Annotated in this window: 18 protein-coding genes; 7 read left to right on the top strand and 11 right to left on the bottom strand. The window is 65.9% G+C overall.

Annotation, left to right across the window (positions count from 1 at the left end; all coding sequences use genetic code 11):
• Positions 1-5: 5 nt before the first annotated feature.
• From MVC20_RS11600 to rimO, 4 genes are all read right to left on the bottom strand, one after another.
• Entirely contained in the window at positions 6-1,265 is a 1,260-nt protein-coding gene (locus tag MVC20_RS11600) for a glycerate kinase (protein ID WP_297541514.1), read from the bottom strand.
• A 64-nt stretch (positions 1,266-1,329) separates the two neighbouring features.
• On the bottom strand, positions 1,330-1,707 hold the full coding sequence (locus MVC20_RS11605) for a DUF393 domain-containing protein (protein WP_297541516.1): 378 nt from the start codon (positions 1,705-1,707) through the stop codon (positions 1,330-1,332).
• Positions 1,708-1,973: 266 nt separating this feature from the next.
• Positions 1,974-2,414 carry a DUF6789 family protein gene (locus MVC20_RS11610; protein ID WP_297541517.1) on the bottom strand — a complete coding sequence of 147 codons (441 nt, stop codon included), beginning with the start codon at positions 2,412-2,414 and terminating at the stop codon, positions 1,974-1,976.
• Positions 2,415-2,811: 397 nt separating this feature from the next.
• Positions 2,812-4,188: a 30S ribosomal protein S12 methylthiotransferase RimO gene (rimO, locus tag MVC20_RS11615; RefSeq protein ID WP_297541518.1), complete on the bottom strand. Its 1,377-nt coding sequence runs from the start codon at positions 4,186-4,188 to the stop codon at positions 2,812-2,814.
• 111 nt (positions 4,189-4,299) lie between these two features.
• Between rimO and MVC20_RS11620 the strand changes: the two genes are divergently transcribed.
• The gene (locus MVC20_RS11620; RefSeq protein ID WP_297541519.1) at positions 4,300-6,237 is read left to right on the top strand and encodes an AsmA family protein; all 1,938 of its coding nucleotides are present in this window, start codon (positions 4,300-4,302) and stop codon (positions 6,235-6,237) included.
• 50 nt (positions 6,238-6,287) lie between these two features.
• Entirely contained in the window at positions 6,288-7,484 is a 1,197-nt protein-coding gene (locus tag MVC20_RS11625) for a class I SAM-dependent methyltransferase (RefSeq protein WP_297541521.1), read from the top strand.
• 57 nt (positions 7,485-7,541) lie between these two features.
• Here the strand turns inward: MVC20_RS11625 and rplT are convergent, their stop codons facing one another.
• The 4 genes from rplT to pyk form a co-directional block, all read right to left on the bottom strand.
• The gene (rplT, locus tag MVC20_RS11630) at positions 7,542-7,907 is read right to left on the bottom strand and encodes a 50S ribosomal protein L20 (protein ID WP_296631939.1); all 366 of its coding nucleotides are present in this window, start codon (positions 7,905-7,907) and stop codon (positions 7,542-7,544) included.
• 14 nt (positions 7,908-7,921) lie between these two features.
• Positions 7,922-8,122 (bottom strand): 50S ribosomal protein L35, encoded by a 201-nt coding sequence (gene rpmI / locus MVC20_RS11635; RefSeq protein ID WP_037270116.1) that lies wholly within the window; start codon positions 8,120-8,122, stop codon positions 7,922-7,924.
• 135 nt (positions 8,123-8,257) lie between these two features.
• On the bottom strand, positions 8,258-8,482 hold the full coding sequence (locus tag MVC20_RS11640) for a hypothetical protein (protein WP_297541523.1): 225 nt from the start codon (positions 8,480-8,482) through the stop codon (positions 8,258-8,260).
• 41 nt (positions 8,483-8,523) lie between these two features.
• Positions 8,524-9,969 (bottom strand): pyruvate kinase, encoded by a 1,446-nt coding sequence (gene pyk / locus MVC20_RS11645; protein WP_297541525.1) that lies wholly within the window; start codon positions 9,967-9,969, stop codon positions 8,524-8,526.
• Between the two features lie 127 nt (positions 9,970-10,096).
• On the opposite strand from pyk, the gene MVC20_RS11650 reads away from it, so the two are divergent.
• From MVC20_RS11650 to MVC20_RS11665, 4 genes are all read left to right on the top strand, one after another.
• Positions 10,097-10,837, top strand: a complete 741-nt coding sequence (locus tag MVC20_RS11650; protein WP_297541741.1) for an N-formylglutamate amidohydrolase — start codon at positions 10,097-10,099, stop codon at positions 10,835-10,837.
• Positions 10,838-10,860: 23 nt separating this feature from the next.
• Positions 10,861-11,175, top strand: a complete 315-nt coding sequence (locus tag MVC20_RS11655; RefSeq protein ID WP_297541527.1) for a DUF1244 domain-containing protein — start codon at positions 10,861-10,863, stop codon at positions 11,173-11,175.
• 74 nt (positions 11,176-11,249) lie between these two features.
• On the top strand, positions 11,250-11,945 hold the full coding sequence (locus MVC20_RS11660) for a glutathione S-transferase family protein (RefSeq protein ID WP_297541529.1): 696 nt from the start codon (positions 11,250-11,252) through the stop codon (positions 11,943-11,945).
• Between the two features lie 99 nt (positions 11,946-12,044).
• Positions 12,045-13,418 carry an L-serine ammonia-lyase gene (locus MVC20_RS11665; RefSeq protein WP_297541531.1) on the top strand — a complete coding sequence of 458 codons (1,374 nt, stop codon included), beginning with the start codon at positions 12,045-12,047 and terminating at the stop codon, positions 13,416-13,418.
• Between the two features lie 212 nt (positions 13,419-13,630).
• On the opposite strand, the gene arsC is transcribed toward MVC20_RS11665, so the two are convergent.
• From arsC to MVC20_RS11680, 3 genes are read right to left on the bottom strand one after another with little or no spacing between them, the layout of a single operon-like run.
• Entirely contained in the window at positions 13,631-13,978 is a 348-nt protein-coding gene (arsC, locus tag MVC20_RS11670; RefSeq protein WP_206018423.1) for an arsenate reductase (glutaredoxin), read from the bottom strand.
• Positions 13,969-15,027 (bottom strand): quinone-dependent dihydroorotate dehydrogenase, encoded by a 1,059-nt coding sequence (locus MVC20_RS11675; protein ID WP_297541533.1) that lies wholly within the window; start codon positions 15,025-15,027, stop codon positions 13,969-13,971. Before MVC20_RS11675 ends, arsC begins: the two co-directional genes overlap by 10 nt.
• Complete coding sequence (locus MVC20_RS11680; protein ID WP_297541535.1) at positions 15,024-15,362, bottom strand: DUF952 domain-containing protein; 339 nt, start codon at positions 15,360-15,362, stop codon at positions 15,024-15,026. The genes MVC20_RS11675 and MVC20_RS11680 overlap by 4 nt, the downstream gene beginning before the upstream one ends.
• Before the next feature lie 98 nt (positions 15,363-15,460).
• On the opposite strand from MVC20_RS11680, the gene MVC20_RS11685 reads away from it, so the two are divergent.
• A complete protein-coding gene (locus MVC20_RS11685; protein WP_297541537.1) occupies positions 15,461-16,069 on the top strand; it encodes a d(CMP) kinase in 609 nt (202 codons plus the stop codon).
• Positions 16,070-16,159 lie beyond the last annotated feature (90 nt).

The raw sequence follows: 16,159 nt of genomic DNA on the forward strand, positions 1-16,159 counted from the left end.
GTCGCTTACGCTGGCGCAATCAATATCGCCCGGAAATCGTTGACATTGGTCAGCGTCGGCCCGGTCACCACCTGCCCGCCAATCGACCCAAAGAACCCATGCGCGTCATTGATCGCCAGGGCCTGCTCGGGATCAACCCCGGCTGAGGCGGCCTGCGCCAATGTCTCAGGCCCGATCACCGCCCCCGCCACCTCTGCCGCGCCATCGACGCCGTCGGTGTCACAGGCGAGCGCGTGAATCCCCGCCGCCCCCTCCAAGGCCAGCGCCAGCGCCAGCGCATATTCCGCATTGGGCCCGCCCACGCCATTGCCGCGCCGCGTCACCGTCAATTCACCGCCCGAAAGCAGCAGCACGGGGGCATCCCCCGGTGCCAGCCCCGCCTGCACCTCGCGCGCCAGCGCGGCGTGATCGCGCGCCACATCCCGCGCCTCGCCCTCCAGCGCATCGCCCAGAATACGCACGCTGATCCCTTCGGCGCGCGCCACCTCTGCCGCCGCCTCCAGCGATTGCACCGGGGCGGCATAGATCACGTTCTCGACCCGGCTCAACCGCGCATCCCCCGGCGGCACCACACCGCTCTGCCCCGCCAACACGTCGCGCGCCGACGCCGGCAGATCAATCCCGTAGCGCGCCACGATGTCCAGCGCCTCGGCGCTTGTGCTGGCCTCGCCCACCGTCGGCCCCGATCCGATCATGCCCGGATCATCCCCCGGCACATCGGAAATCAGCAGCGCATGCAGCCGCGCCGGATGGGCCGCCGCCGCCAATTGCCCGCCCTTGACCCGGCTCAGATGTTTGCGCAGCACGTTCATCTGGCCAATCGGCGCGCCCGACGCCAAGAGCGCGGCATTGACCGCCTGCTTGTCCGCCAGCGTCATCTCGCCCGCAGGCTGGACAAGCAGCGACGACGCCCCGCCCGACATCAGCGCCAGCACCATGTCGCCCTCGCCCAATCCCTCGACCAGTTGCAGCATCCGCGCGGTGGCCGCCAGACCGGCGGCGTCCGGCACCGGATGCGCCGCCTCGACAATCTCGATTCCCGCGCAGGGGCGTGCATAGCCATAGCGCGTGATCACCAGCCCCTCGCAGGGGCCCCATTCCGCCTCGACCGCCTCGGCCATGCGCGCGCTGGCCTTGCCCGCGCCGATCACCACGACACGGCCCTCTGGCCGCGCGGGCAGATAGGGGGCAAGGCTCTGCATCGGGTCGGCCACGGCCACCGCCCGGTCAAAGAGGCGGCGCAACAGGGTCTGGGGATCGGTCATGTTTCTGGGGTCTCCGCGTCAGTCGCGCGCACCCTATCGCGGGGCGCGACCCTGCGAAAGCCCCTCAGGATGCGGCGCGCTTGGCTTCTCGCGCCAGATGCCTTGCGTAAAGACGCGGGGCCAGCACCCGCTCGTACATCAGCGACGCCGCCTGCCGCAGCCCCGGCAAGGCCACAAGCCGCGCCGCCCAACGATAGCGCGGCAACGCGGCCCAGAGTGCCGCAAAGGCATCGACACCAGAGAGCACGCGGCCATTCTGGCGCACATGCAACCGCCGCGCCGCCTGATCGGCGCTGATCCCCCAGTGTTCGAGACCACCGGCGTTGAGATCCTGAAAGATGACCGGCAGGCCGTTCGCGTCCACATAGCCCGCATAATGCGCGATCTCCGCCCGGCAGACCGGACAGCGGGCATTGTAGAGCACTTGGATTTCGTGGGTCATCTCGGGCCTCCTGTGTGGGGGAGGTAGGATGAGAGGGACAGAGGGGAAGAGGCGCAGAATGTCGCGGGAGGGGGGGGGATAGGGGCGCGCGCTCGGCGGGCCGCGGTCTGGCGAAGCAACGCCCGTGGCTGCCCCTTTATGCCAGCCAAATCCGTGCAAGCCCTCGACCGCGCATTACGCCTCCAAATCGCCAGGCCGGGGGGCGGCCCGGCGATCGCGCGGCGGCGCGTACCGCGCCTTGTTCCGCGCGGGAGGCGGGCTGCGCGTCAGGCCCGCGCCACGACTTCGCGCTTCACCAACGCCCCATAAACGCCACCAAGCACAGCCCCGAACACGACATGCATCACCAGCGTCATGACCGGCGCCATCATGCCAAGGCTCATGCCGAAGACTCCGACCCCCGCCATGGGCATCATAACCACCATCATGATGAGCCAGGCTCCGATGGCGAAAAGCACACCTCTCACCCAGAATTGTTTGCCCGGCAGACTGGTCTGCACCACAGCAAAGCCACCCCCCCAGAGAACAACGCCGATCATGAAATGAACAGCCCAGGCCAGCGCCGCAGATACGCCCATCATCGCGGCGATCATGGCAATCGGATCGAGACCCGGCATCAGCCCCATGGCCCCTTTCATCAACATCATCAGCGACAGCACAAGCGTTGCCGCAAGACCAGCAACTATTCCTTTTCCCACGTTGGACATGACAATTCCTTTCAAAGCCGTTCTCTAGGCGAACGTGCGATGAACACCCCAACCGCCCTCTAGTTCCGTCCGTTCGCGGCCAAGAGCAACACGATTACGTGATCATTGGTCTGGTCAGACCGCGATCAAGGCGTCAGGGGAAAGGTTTTTATCAACTAAATCAGTTGATTAATATGACCCGTCTGGCTCGGAAACGGATGCCTATAGTTGGGTTTGGCATCCGTTGGGGCCAATGTAACACAAGCCCTACTTGCGGCCCGCCCGATGGGTGAAACCGACCTTCCTATCCCCGTCATTCCCGCGAAAGCAGGACTCTCCAACGTTACAAGAGACCCTCGGGTCAAGCCCGAGGATGACGAGACGGGGGCGCAATTGGAGCATCTCAAGGGGGTCGAAACTACTCCCCCAACCTCCCCCACAAATCATACTCCCCCGCCTCATCGACCACGACCGACACGATATCGCCCACGGCGATGCCTTCGGTCCCCTCGTCGATAAAGAGGTTCCCGTCGATCTCGGGCGCGTCGGCCTTGGTGCGGCAGGTGGCGATGGCACCCTCGTCGATCTCATCCACGATCACCTCCAGGCGCTGACCGACCTTGGCCGCCAGCTTGGCCTCGGAGATTGCCTGCGCCTTTTCCATGAAGCGATCCCAGCGCTCTTGCTTGACCTCTGGGGCCACATGATCCGGCAGCGCGTTCGACCGGGCACCGGCGACATTCTCGTATTGAAAACAGCCCACCCGGTCCAATTGCGCCTCGTCCAGCCAATCGAGCAAAGTCTGAAACTCGGCCTCGGTCTCGCCCGGATAGCCCACGATAAAGGTCGAGCGCAGGGCGATCTCAGGGCAGTCGCGCCGCCAGGCCGCGATCTCGTCCAATGTCTTGGCCGCCGCCGCAGGCCGCGCCATGCGCCGCAGCACCTCGGGATGCGCATGCTGGAACGGAATGTCGAGATAGGGCAGCACCAGCCCCTCCGCCATCAGCGGAATGAGGTCGCGCACATGGGGATAGGGATAGACATAATGCAGCCGCACCCAGGCCCCCAGAGACCCCAGATCGCGCGCCAGATCGGTGATATGGGCGCGGTGCCCGCGCTCTTCGGCATGGCGGATATCGACGCCATAGGCCGAGGTATCCTGAGAGATCACAAGGAGTTCCCTGACGCCACTCTCCACCAGCTTTTCCGCCTCGCGGATCACAGCATGGGCCGGACGGCTCTGCAACTTGCCGCGCATATCGGGGATGATGCAGAATTTGCACTTGTGATTGCAGCCTTCGGAAATCTTGAGATAGCTGTAATGGCGCGGCGTCAGGCGCACCCCCGAAGCAGGCAAGAGATCAATGAAGGGATCGGGGCTGGGCGGCACCGCCAGATGCACGGCATCCAGAACCTGCTCGTATTGATGCGGCCCGGTCACGGCCAGAACGCGCGGATGCACCCCGGTGATATACTCGGGCTCTGCCCCCAGACAGCCCGTGACGATCACCCGGCCATTCTCGGCCAAAGCCTCGCCAATCGCCTCGAGGCTCTCGGCCTTGGCGCTGTCGAGAAACCCGCAAGTGTTGACGATCACCGCATCCGCGCCGGTGTAGTCGGGCGAAATGCCATAGCCCTCGGCCCGGAGCCGCGTCAAAATCCGCTCGCTGTCCACCAGCGCCTTGGGACAGCCAAGGCTGACCATGCCGATGGTCGGCTGGCCCGCACGGGGCGTATCAGTCAGACGCGCACGCGGCGCGAGATCGGGGCGGAGGTTGGGCGGGTTCTGGGACATGGGCGCGATATACTCTGCCACCGTCCGCCCGCCTAGCCCAAAAGCGGTTGCCCCGCCCCATGCCACACGCCTAGACTGTGGCCAGATCAGGCAGGCAAAGGGGGCGATGCCATGCGGTGGATATTCCGGGCCTTGGGGCTGGTCGTGGTCATGGCGGCCATCGTGCTTGGCGCGCTCTTCTTTCTGCCGGGCGAGCGGATCGCGCGCATCGCCGCCGATCAGATCACCAAGGCAACCGGGCGTCAGGTCATCATGTCCGGCGACACCAAGATCAGCCTCTATCCCATCCTCGGCGTGTCCACCGGCGCGGTCGAGATTGCCAATGCCGATTGGTCCGACGCAGGCCCGATGCTGCGCGCCGACAGTCTCAAGATCGGGGTGGAACCGCAGGCGCTCTTTGGTGGCGACATCCGCATCACGGGGCTGGAGGCGGTCAATCCCGCGATCCGGCTGGAACGCGCCCGCGACGGCCGGGTCAATTGGGAATTGGGGGTCGAGGGCGTGGCCCCCTCCGGGCAATCGGATGGTACCCTTGCCACCTCGAACCGCCTCGCGCTGACCCTTGACCGCGCGCTTATCACCGGGGCAAGCCTCAGCTATACCGATCACGCCACCGGCACGGTTCAGACATTCTCCAACATGGATTTCGATCTGCGCTGGCCCGATTACGACGGCACCGCCACCTTTGAGGCGGTGCTGCGCCAGGGCAGCGCGCCCGTGACCCTCTCGGGCCATCTCGATCAGGTGGGCCAGTTCATCGACGGGGCGGTTACCGGCCTCTCGGCGCGGCTCGCCGGTCCGGGGGGCAGCGTGGGTTTTGCCGGGCGCGGCGGGGCGCAACCGCAACTCCAGGGGCGGCTCGACATCGACCTTGGCGATACCGATGCCTTTCTGGCGGCACTTGGCCTTGACCGGCTGGAATTGCCCCGTGGTTTTGGGGCCAGCGTCAAAGGCGGCACCGACCTCACGCTCACCGAGGCACTTGACCTCTCGCTGCGCAATCTGACGCTCAATCTGGGCGGCAATGCCCTTGCCGGGGCCGCCGATATTGCGCTTGGTGGTGACGTGCCGCGCATCAACGCCCAGCTCAACGCCGGCGCGCTCGATCTTTCGCATTTCGCCGGGGCCGACAGCACCGGCTCAGGCAGCGCCGACAGCGGCTGGTCCAAGAGCGCGATCGACGCCAGCGCCCTTGCCCTTGCCAATGGCGAAGTCGCGCTCATCGCCGACAGCATCAATCTGGGCGATCTGAAACTGGGCAAGACCCGCAGCCTGATGACGCTCGACCGCGCCCGCGCCGTGTTCGAGCTGCGCGAATTGCGCGCCTATGCGGGCCTTGTCACCGGGCAGTTCATCGCCAACAACCGTTCCGGCCTCTCGGTCGGGGGCACTCTCAAGGTGAGCGACATCAACCTCGAACGGTTCCTGACCGATGCCGCCGGCACCACCCGCTTTGCCGCGCTCGGCAGCGGCGAGGTAGAGTTTCTGGGCGTGGGCAATTCGGTGGATGCGATCATGCGCTCGCTCTCGGGCAAAGGGGCGCTGCGCACCGGGCGCGGGGTGATTTCCGGCATCGACCTCGACCGGCTGATGCGCGCGGGCGATGTGACGGGCGGCACCACGATCTTTGACGCGATGACCGCCAGCTTTACGATGAATGGCGGCAATCTCATCAACCAGGACCTCGCCATGACCCTGCCGCTCGCCCGCGCCTCGGGCCAGGGGCGTATCGGGCTTGGCGCGCGCGACATCGACTATCTCTTTACCCCCGTGCTGCTCGAGGGCGAGAACACCCGCGGCCTCGCCATCCCGGTGCGCATCGAGGGACCATGGGCCAACCCAAGGATCAAACCCGATCTGGAAAAGGCCGTGCGCATGAACCTCAAGGCCGAGCGCGACAAGCTGGAGCAAGAGGCCAAGGACAGGCTGGAACGCGAACTGCAACAGCGCCTCAACGTCGCCCCGCAAGAGGGCCAGAAGCTTGAGGATGCCCTGCGCGAAAAGATCGAGGACAAGGCCGCGCGCAAATTGCGCAAGCTCTTCGAATGAGGCACGCGCGCAATTGAGTATTTTTGCCAAGAAGAACGAGGGGCGCGCCCATGAGTGAGGTCAAGGCGCAATACGAGGCCTTTCCCTATCCCGCGCGCGATCCGGCGGACGAGGCCAAGCGCCTGATCACCGGCTCGCCCTCGCATGTGCTGGAAATTGACCATTTCCTCTTTCAGGGGCGGCGCGACTGGACCAAACCGCTGCGCGCGCTCATCGCGGGCGGCGGCACCGGCGACGGGTTGATCCAACTGGCGCAACAGATGAAGGATACGGGCCGCGCCGCCGAGATCACCTATATCGACCTCTCGACCGCATCCCGCGCCATCGCCGAAGAGCGCGCCCGCCTGCGCGGTCTGCGCAATATCCGCTTTGTCACCGGCAGCCTGCTAGACGCGGCCAGCCATGGGCAATTCGACTATATCGACTGCTGCGGCGTGCTGCATCACCTGCCCGACCCGGCGGCGGGATTTGCCGCGCTTTTGGCAGCGCTCGCACCCGGTGGCGGCATGGGCTTCATGGTCTATGCCCCCTATGGGCGCGCGGGCGTCTATCCGCTGCAAGAGGCGTTCGGCGCGCTCTACGCGGGCCTGCCCCCCGAGACGCGTCTCAAGGCCGCCAAAGAAGTGGTGGCCAACCTGCCCGAGGGGCATCCCTTCAAATCCAACCCCAATCTCGGCGATCACAAGGACAGCGATGCAGGCTTTTACGATCTGCTCCTGCATTCCCAAGACCGCGCCTTTGACGTGACGGCCCTTGTCGGGATGCTGGAGGATACCGGCTGGGCGCTCTCGGGCTTTGCCCTGCCCGTGCTCTATGACCTGAGCCGCATCACCGCCGTGCCGGACCACCTGAGCGCCTCCGCGCGCATGGCCCTGGCCGAGAAACTGCGCGGCACGATCAAGACGCATGTGGGCTATGCCACCCGCGCCACCGAGGCCCGCCCGCCCGCCACCGGGCGCGACCGCGCGCTGATCCCCCATCTCAAGGGCCTGCGCGCGCCCGACCTTGCCCGCGCGATTGCCCAGGGCCAGACGCCCAAACTGCGTTTCAACGGAATCGAGGCGCGGCTCGCCCTGCCCAAAGAGGCGGCGCCCCTCTTGGCGGCCATCGACGGGCGGCGCAGCCTGAGCCAGATCGCGCAGGCCAGCGGCACCGATCCCATCGCCTTTGGCAGCCTCTGGGCGCGGATCGAGCGCGACCTGGGCGATCACGGCCTCCTGCTCTTTTCCAGCATCCTGCGGCCATGAAAAAAACCGCCGCCCGGACCCAACCGGACGGCGGTTTCAATCACGATGCGACCCGGCTCAGGCGGCCAGCGCACCCTTGGCCTGGTCCACGATGGCAGCAAAGGCTGCGGGCTCGTGCACGGCCAGATCGGCCAGAACCTTGCGGTCCACTTCGACCCCGGCCAGCGCCAGACCGTTGATGAAGCGCGAGTAGGTCAGCGATTCGTCATGGGCGCGCACAGCCGCGTTGATCCGCTGGATCCACAGAGCGCGGAAATTGCGCTTGCGGTTCTTGCGGTCGCGGGTCGCGTATTGGTTGGCCTTGTCGACGGCCTGCGCGGCCACCTTGAAGGTGTTCTTGCGGCGGCCATAATAACCTTTGGCGGCCTTGATGACTTTCTTGTGACGGGCGTGGGTGACAACCCCACCTTTGACGCGTGACATATCCTAAATCCTCCTTAGCGCGCGTAGGGCATCATCGGCTTGATGATCCCTTCATCAGGCTTCGACAGCGTGGTCGTGCCACGGGCGTTGCGGATGAATTTGTTGGTACGCTTGATCATGCCATGGCGCTTGCCGGCCTGTGCGGCCACCACGCGGCCAGAGGCCGTCACTTTGAACCGCTTCTTGCAGCTCGACTTGGTCTTCATCTTGGGCATTTCCGGCTCCTCTATTCGGTCGGTAGAACCGCACGACTCGGCATGCCACATCTGGCCGGTCCTGCGGGGTGAGCGCGCCGTATACGCGGCGCGCGGCCATTGTTCAAGAGGGTTTGACCAGGGATTATGCGCGGCTCAACCCACGTAGCGCGCGATGACCCGCACCAGCACGTCGGGCAAATCACCGAAACTGTAGCCACCCGGCTTGTTGCTGATCGCCCAGACGACCAACCCGCCCGAGGCCATCAAGACAAAGGTCGCCACGCGCGGCGGGTGCCCCTCGGACAGGGCCGATATGATCGAAGGTATGGAGAAGACCCCCAGCACCATGCCGATGGCCATCGCCAGATCAGGGTCCATCACATACCTCCGGAAAATACCTTGAACGAAACAGTGACAGTTTAACCCGGATCGGTGGCGTAAATCAAACTTTCCTGACAGGGGGCCACACGCAGGATATTGGTCGTGCCGGGCACGTTGAAGGGCACGCCCGCCGTCACCACGATCTGATCGTTCTCGGTGGCATAGCCATGCGCGCGCGCCGCCCGCGCGGCATTGATCACCGCCATCTTGAAGCGCGTCAGCTCGCCCGTCATGACGCAGGTCACGCCCCATGTCAGCGCCAGCCGCCGCGCCGTGTCCAAGAGGCTGGTCAGCGCAAGGATCGGCACACGCGGCCGCTCGCGCGCGGTCAAGAGCGCGGTCGTGCCCGATTCCGTGTAGCAGCAGATCACCTTGATATCAGCGGTTTCTGCAATCTCGCGCGCGGCGGCGACGATGCCATCGGCCACGCTCTGCCGGTTGACGCGGCGGCTGGCCTCGATCACCTCGCGATAGGTCGGATCGCTCTCGACCTCGATCGCCACATTGTCCATCGTGCGCACCGCCTCAACGGGGTATTGCCCCGCCGCGGATTCCGCCGAGAGCATGATCGCATCCGATCCCTCATAGATCGCGGTGGCCACGTCCGACACTTCGGCGCGGGTGGGCATCGGGCTTTCGATCATGGATTCGAGCATCTGCGTCGCCACGATCACCGGCTTGGCCGCCGCGCGACACCGCCGGATCAGGCGCTTCTGAATGGGCGGCACATTCTGCACCGGCAATTCCACCCCCAGATCGCCGCGCGCCACCATGATCCCGTCGCTGACCGCGAGAATCTCGTCGAACCGCTTCACGCCGGCGGGCTTTTCGATCTTGGACATGATCGCGGCCCGGCCGCGCACCAGTTCCCGCGCCTCGGTCACATCCTCGGGGCGCTGCACGAAACTCAGCGCCAGCCAATCCACCCCAAGCTCGCAAATGAATTCCAGATCCGACAGATCCTTTTCCGACAGCGCCGCCAGCGGCAGCACCACATCGGGCACGTTCACCCCCTTGCGATTCGAAATGGTGCCGCCCGCGATCACCTCGCAATCGGCGAACTCCGGCCCACAGGCGGTCACACGCAGGCGGATCTTGCCATCGTTCACCAGCAGGTTGGCCCCCGGCTCCAACGCCGCGAAAATCTCGGGATGCGGCAGGCAGACGCGGCTGGCGTCCCCCTCGGCCTCGTCGAGGTCAAGCCGGAACGCCGCCCCGGCGACCAGCTCCTCCTCGCCCTTGGCGAACACGCCTACGCGCAGTTTCGGCCCCTGCAAATCGCCCAGGATCGCAATCGGGCTGTCCAGATCGGCCTCGACCTGCCGGATGATGCGATGCCGCTCTGCAATATCGGCCTGCGTGCCATGGCTCATGTTGAGACGAAACACATCCGCCCCCGCCTCGTGCAGCGCCCGGATCGTATCATAATCAGACGAGGCCGGGCCCAAAGTGGCCACGATCTTGACATTGCGGTTGCGTCTCATCTCATGCGTCCTTCATCCTTGACATCACAGGTTATGTTAACGCTAACATCACCCTTTCGCGCCTTATCGCGCAATTCACATTGTCCCGCAACTGTTCTAAAGGACGATGACAGGAAAAACCAAGCCAATGATGTATCACCCATTTCAGATCGACGGGCAGGATCGCCCCGAACGCTGGCTCGTGACCTGCGATCACGCCAGCAACCGCGTGCCGGATTTCGTCAACGGCGGCTGCCTTGGCGTGGCGCCAGAGGATATGGCGCGCCACATCGCCTATGACGTGGGCGCCGCCGGTGTCACCCGCGCGCTGGCCGAAGCCTTGAACGGCCCGGCCATCCTCAGCAACTTCTCGCGCCTCGTGATCGACCCGAACCGGGGCGAGGATGACCCGACCCTGGTGATGCGCCTCTATGACGGCACGATCATTCCCGGCAATCGCCACGCCACCCCAGACGACATCGAGCGCCGCCTCAACCGGCTCTACCGCCCCTATCACACCGCCTTGGCGGACTTGGCCGCGCGCCGCGCCGATACGGTCATTGTCTCGATCCACAGCTTCACCCCGCAATTGCGTGGCCGCCCGCCCCGCCCCTGGCATATCGGGCTGCTCTACGCCGCCGATGAACGGCTGGCCAAGCCGCTTCTGGCCCGCCTCACCCAAGAGCCCGACCTCTGCGTCGGCTATAACGAGCCTTACAGCGGCCACCTGCCCGGCGATGCCATCGCGCGCCATGCCATCGCCTACGAGCGGCCCAATGTGCTGATCGAATTGCGCAACGACCTGATCGAAACCCCCGCGCAACAGACCGCCTGGGCGCTTCGCCTCGCCCCCATCCTGCAAGAGGTCGCGGCCCAGACCGGCCTCTGATCCCGCCAACACGGAGAATGACCATGGACGACCAGACCCGCATCGAACTTGAGGCCGCCGCCTTTCGCGCCCTGCGCGCGCATCTGATGGACAAGCGCGCCGATGTGCAGAACATCGACATGATGAACCTCGCCGGCTTCTGCCGCAACTGCCTCAGCCGCTGGTATCAAGAAGCCGCCAACGCCCGTGGCATCGAGATGTCCAAGGACGACGCGCGCGAGATTTTCTATGGCATGCCCTATGACGACTGGAAATCGCAGAACCAGACCGAGGCCAGCGCCGAGCAACAGGCGGCGTTCACCAAATCCTTCGCCGAGAATGTCGGCCCCAAGGACTGACCGCAGCTTTCATCGTTCTTCAAATACTCAAATTCCCCCGGCCTGCCCGCCGGGGCCAGACTCGAGGCTGTCCGATGACCGCGCCCTACCGCCTGCACTACGCCCCTGACAACGCCTCGGTGATCGTCCGCCTCACGCTCGAGGAACTGGGCCTGCCCTATGAAACGGCGCTGCTGGAGCGCTCGAAACAGGCGCATGCCGCGCCCGCCTATCTCGCGCTCAACCCCGGCGGGCTGATCCCCACGCTGGAAACGCCCGAGGGGGCCATTTTCGAAACCGGCGCGATCCTCCTTTGGCTGGCCGACCGGCACGGGCGGCTGGCCCCTGCCCCGGATGCGCCCACGCGCGGCGATTTCCTCAAATGGCTGTTCTATCTCGCGAATACCGCCCATACTGCCCTGCGCATGAGCTTTTACGCCGAGAAATACGTGGGGCCCGACCGCGACGCGCAGCACCTCTTGCGCAGCACGATGCAGGCGCGTTTTGGCGACTGTCTGGACATACTCGAAACCCGCGCCGCGCCGTGGTTCTCGGCCGAGACGCCCTCGGTGCTGGATTACTACCTTGCCTGCCTCATGCGGTGGCGCGCGCTCTATCCCGAGGGCCTGCGCGGCAGCTATGACGTAAGCGCCTGGCCGCGCCTGCACGCGTTGCTGACGCATCTCGAATCCCGCCCCGCCACTGGCCGCGTGGCCGCCGCCGAAGGCCTCGGCGCGCACCCCTTCACCGCCCCCGACTATTGCGATCCCCCCGAGGGCACCGCCACCTGATACGACCACATGGCAAGGAGCCACCCTTGAAGCGTCGCTTTCGGACAAGTAGATCAAGGGGCGAGCGGCGATAAGACCCGCGATCAGGGAGCGCGCCTTATGTTTCTATCCGTCTTCGATATGTTCAAGGTGGGCATCGGCCCCTCTTCTTCGCATACCATGGGGCCGATGGTCGCCGCCGCGCGCTTCCTCGACAAGATGCGCGCCGCCCCGTTTCACTATGCCGGATTGCGCGGCTCGCTGCATGGCAGCCTTGCCTTTACCGGCGTGGGCCATGCCACTGACCGCGCCACCATCCTTGGCCTCGCCGGGTTCCTCCCCGACACCTATGACCACGCCCGCGCCGAGGCGGTGCTGGAAGAGATTCGCGACAGCCACACCGTCACACCCCCCGGCCTGCCCACGCTCAAGTTCCACCCCAAGGAAGACCTGATCTTCGATTTCGGCCCCAACCTGCCCGGCCATGCCAATGGCATGATCCTGATGGCCACTGATGCCCAGGGCGATGTGATCCTGCAGGAAACCTACTATTCCATCGGCGGCGGCTTTGTGCTGACCGACGGGGAATTGGCCGCAGGCAAGGCCACGGACGAGGGCGCACCGATCCCCTACCCGTTCAAATCCGCCGCCGAGATGCTGGAAATGGCCGAACGCTCGGGCAAGAGCATCGCCCAGATGAAACGCGCCAATGAAATCGCGCGCGGCGGCCCCGAAAATCTGCGCTCCGGCGTGGCGCGGATCTGGCAGGTCATGAACGACTGCATCGAACGCGGCCTTTCGACCGAAGGCATCCTGCCCGGCGGTCTGCAGGTCAAGCGCCGCGCCAAGGGCATCCGCGACGCGCTGATGGCCGAGCGTGGCACGAACCTCACCGCCCCGCACAAGATCAACGACTGGATGAGCGCCTATGCCATGGCGGTGAACGAGGAGAACGCCGCCGGCGGTCAGGTCGTGACCGCCCCCACCAATGGCGCGGCGGGCGTGGTGCCGGCGGTGATCAAATACTGGCTCGAGCATGTGCCGGGCGCCCATGAGAACCAGATCGAGGAATTCCTGCTCACCGCCGCCGCCATCGGCGGTCTGGTGAAATACAACGCCTCCATCTCGGGGGCCGAGGCAGGCTGTCAGGCCGAGGTGGGCAGCGCCGCCGCCATGGGCGCGGCGGGCCTCGCCGCCGTCTTGGGCGGCACCCCCGCCCAGATCGAAAACGCCGCCGAAATCGCGCTGGAACACCACCTTGGCATGACCTGCGACCCGGTGCGCGGTCTGGTGCAGGTGCCCTGCATCGAACGCAATGGCCTGGGCGCGATCAAGGCGGTCTCTGCCGCCTCTCTGGCGCTGCGCGGCGATGGCACGCATCTCGTGCCGCTCGACGCCTGTATCGAGACCATGCGCCAGACCGGCCATGACATGATGGAGAAATACAAGGAAACCTCCCTCGGCGGTCTCGCGGTCAATATTCCGAACTGTTGAGGGAGCAAGTCGCCCCAATCTCCAAAGCGCGGAATCAAGGTGCCGCAGGCACCGCCGCGCAGCGCCCGTCCGCCCCCTCGGGCGGGCGCTTTTGCAACGTTTCATCTCAGCAAGAACGCGGAAGACTTGGCAGGCATAAATTGCCTATCATATCTGTTGATGCGCCCACCCGGCGGACAGGCACCGCGCGGCTCTCCGCTTGGGTCCAAAGGTCACAATATCCCCAGCACCGCCTCGGGCGGCCGCCCGATCACTGCCCGCCCCGCGCCAATCGCAATCGGCCGCTCGATCAGGATCGGATGCGCCGCCATCGCCGCCAGCAGATCCTCTGCCGCGCTCTCGCGCCCCAACCCCAGCGCCTTGAACTGCGGCTCGCCGGGGCGCATCATCTCGATCGGCGCACAGCCCAACAGCGCCAGAACACGCCGCACCTCGGCCAGATCCGGCGCATCCTCCAGATAGCGCCGCACCGTCACCGCGACGCCGCGCTCCTCCAACAGCGCCAGACCCGCGCGCGACTTGGAACAACGTGGATTATGCCAATAGGTGATCACAGCCATGCCTCCCGCCCGGTGCCCACCGCCTCGGCCACATTGGCGAAACCGTCCCGCTCCAAGAGCCGCTCCAGCCCGCGCGCGATCTCGCCGACCAAGGACATCCCCTGATACACCAGCGCCGAATAGAGCTGCACGGCGCTCGCCCCGGCGCGGATCTTGGCATAGGCCTGCTCTGCGCTGGCAATGCCGCCCACGCCGATCAGCGGCATTTCCCCGCCCGTCAGATGCGACAGCCGCGCCAGAACCCGCGTCGATTTCTCGAACAAGGGCTGCCCAGACAGCCCGCCCGCCTCGCCCTTGGCGGCACTCACCAGCCCCTCACGGCCCAGCGTGGTATTGGTGGCGATGATCCCGTTGAGCCCCGAGGCCCGCGCCACATCGGCGATCTCGCTCAACTCGCCATCACTCAGATCCGGCGCAATCTTGAGAAAGACGGGGATCGGCTGTGGCAACCAATCGCGCGCCTCCATGACCCCTTTCAAGAGACCCATCAGCGCCTCCGCCCCCTGCAACTCGCGCAGCTTCTCGGTATTGGGGCTGCTGACATTGACCGTGGCGAAATCCAGATGCGCGCCGCAATGCGCCAGAACGCGGGCGAAATCCTCGGCTCGGTCGGCGCTGTCCTTGTTGGCCCCGAGGTTGAGGCCGATCACGGCATCCTTTGGCCGCGCCGCCAACCGCGCCGCCGCCGCCTCCATGCCAAGGTTGTTGAACCCAAAGCGGTTGATCACCGCCCGATCCTCGCTCAGCCGGAACAGACGTGGGCGCGGATTGCCGGGCTGCGGGCGCGGCGTGACCGCCCCCACCTCGACAAACCCAAACCCGGCGCGGGCAAGCGGCGCCAGCGCTTCGGCATTCTTGTCGAACCCCGCCGCCAACCCCACCGGGTTGGGCAGGCGCAGCCCCGCCAGATTGGTCCTGAGCCGCGCGCTTGTATGCGGCCCCGGCGTGGGCACCAGACCCAGTTGCAAGGCCCGCAGCGCCAGACCATGTGCTCGCTCCGGATCGACCCGATGCAACAGGCTGAGCCCCAAACGCTCCATCCCGCTCATTCCAGACCTGCCGGAAACTGATGCACACCGTCCACCAGCGGCAGGGGCTGCGCCCAGACCACATCCGACAGGCGCATTTCGCGGAAGAGATGCGGAAAGAGCGCGCCACCGCGCGACACCTCCCATTTCAGCGCATCGCCCAGGCGCTCCGCCTCGACCGCCACCAACATCAGACCCTCGGCACCGGCGAAATGCTTGGCCGCTGTCTCGGCGGCCTGCTCGGCCGTCGAGAAATGCACATAGCCATCGGCCACATCCACCGGCGCGCCGACGCTCTCGCCCGCGGCCCGCAATTGGGCCCATTCCGGCCCGCGCAAGATCTTGTATATCATCATGCAAGCGTGATGCCTTGGCCCCGCGCGCAGGTCAAGCGATGCTTGAGCCTCGCGCCCTGATCGGCTAGGCAGAGGGTCCGGTCACGAAAGGGCAGCCCATGGCATTCACCATTGCAATCGACGGCCCCGCAGCAGCGGGCAAAGGCACCATCGGCCGGGCCCTGGCTGCGCATTTCGGCTTTGCCCATCTCGACACCGGCCTGCTCTACCGCGCCACCGGGCGGCGCATGCTGGGCGGGCTTGACCCGATCGAGGCCGCGCATTCCCTGCGCCCCGAAGACCTTGAGGCCGACGACCTGCGCACCCCCGATGTGAGCCAGGCCGCGAGCCGTGTTGCGGCGATTCCCGAGGTGCGCCAGGCGCTTCTCGATTTCCAACGCGCCTTTGCCCGGCGCGCGGGCGGGGCCGTGCTGGACGGGCGCGACATCGGCACCGTCATCTGCCCCGAGGCCGAGGTCAAACTCTTCGTCACCGCCTCCGACGCCGAACGCGCCCGCCGCCGCCATATTGAGCTGACCGGCAAGGGCCATGAGGTAACGCTCGACGAGGTGGCCCAGGACCTGCGCGACCGCGACGCCCGCGACAGCGCCCGCGCCACCGCCCCCCTCAAACCCGCCGAGGATGCGGTGCAACTGGACACCTCGTCGATGACCATCGAAGAGGCCACCGAACGGGCCATTGCCATCGTCACAGCGGCCCAGGGCTGAGGTCCGGCACCACGCGTGCCGCAGACAGGCTTGATTATCCCGCCAAGCCCCTGTATACGCGCGCCTGTCACCAAAGGCGAATAAGGCCAC

The sequence above is a fragment of the Roseovarius sp. genome (genome assembly GCF_027019125.1).
Lineage (GTDB): Bacteria > Pseudomonadota > Alphaproteobacteria > Rhodobacterales > Rhodobacteraceae > Roseovarius.

Excerpts from the sequence above, each read along its gene's own strand:
- MVC20_RS11600 (WP_297541514.1), bottom strand. The coding sequence starts at position 1,265 with ATGACCGATCCCCAGACCCTGTTGCGCCGCCTCTTTGACCGGGCGGTG.
- MVC20_RS11665 (WP_297541531.1), top strand. The coding sequence starts at position 12,045 with ATGTTTCTATCCGTCTTCGATATGTTCAAGGTGGGCATCGGCCCCTCT.
- MVC20_RS11640 (WP_297541523.1), bottom strand. The coding sequence starts at position 8,482 with ATGGACCCTGATCTGGCGATGGCCATCGGCATGGTGCTGGGGGTCTTC.
- pyk (WP_297541525.1), bottom strand. The coding sequence starts at position 9,969 with ATGAGACGCAACCGCAATGTCAAGATCGTGGCCACTTTGGGCCCGGCC.
- MVC20_RS11605 (WP_297541516.1), bottom strand. The coding sequence starts at position 1,707 with ATGACCCACGAAATCCAAGTGCTCTACAATGCCCGCTGTCCGGTCTGC.
- MVC20_RS11675 (WP_297541533.1), bottom strand. The coding sequence starts at position 15,027 with ATGAGCGGGATGGAGCGTTTGGGGCTCAGCCTGTTGCATCGGGTCGAT.
- MVC20_RS11685 (WP_297541537.1), top strand. The coding sequence starts at position 15,461 with ATGGCATTCACCATTGCAATCGACGGCCCCGCAGCAGCGGGCAAAGGC.
- MVC20_RS11625 (WP_297541521.1), top strand. The coding sequence starts at position 6,288 with ATGAGTGAGGTCAAGGCGCAATACGAGGCCTTTCCCTATCCCGCGCGC.
- MVC20_RS11680 (WP_297541535.1), bottom strand. The coding sequence starts at position 15,362 with ATGATGATATACAAGATCTTGCGCGGGCCGGAATGGGCCCAATTGCGG.
- rpmI (WP_037270116.1), bottom strand. The coding sequence starts at position 8,122 with ATGCCCAAGATGAAGACCAAGTCGAGCTGCAAGAAGCGGTTCAAAGTG.
- MVC20_RS11650 (WP_297541741.1), top strand. The coding sequence starts at position 10,097 with ATGATGTATCACCCATTTCAGATCGACGGGCAGGATCGCCCCGAACGC.
- MVC20_RS11610 (WP_297541517.1), bottom strand. The coding sequence starts at position 2,414 with ATGTCCAACGTGGGAAAAGGAATAGTTGCTGGTCTTGCGGCAACGCTT.
- MVC20_RS11655 (WP_297541527.1), top strand. The coding sequence starts at position 10,861 with ATGGACGACCAGACCCGCATCGAACTTGAGGCCGCCGCCTTTCGCGCC.
- rplT (WP_296631939.1), bottom strand. The coding sequence starts at position 7,907 with ATGTCACGCGTCAAAGGTGGGGTTGTCACCCACGCCCGTCACAAGAAA.
- rimO (WP_297541518.1), bottom strand. The coding sequence starts at position 4,188 with ATGTCCCAGAACCCGCCCAACCTCCGCCCCGATCTCGCGCCGCGTGCG.
- MVC20_RS11620 (WP_297541519.1), top strand. The coding sequence starts at position 4,300 with ATGCGGTGGATATTCCGGGCCTTGGGGCTGGTCGTGGTCATGGCGGCC.
- MVC20_RS11660 (WP_297541529.1), top strand. The coding sequence starts at position 11,250 with ATGACCGCGCCCTACCGCCTGCACTACGCCCCTGACAACGCCTCGGTG.
- arsC (WP_206018423.1), bottom strand. The coding sequence starts at position 13,978 with ATGGCTGTGATCACCTATTGGCATAATCCACGTTGTTCCAAGTCGCGC.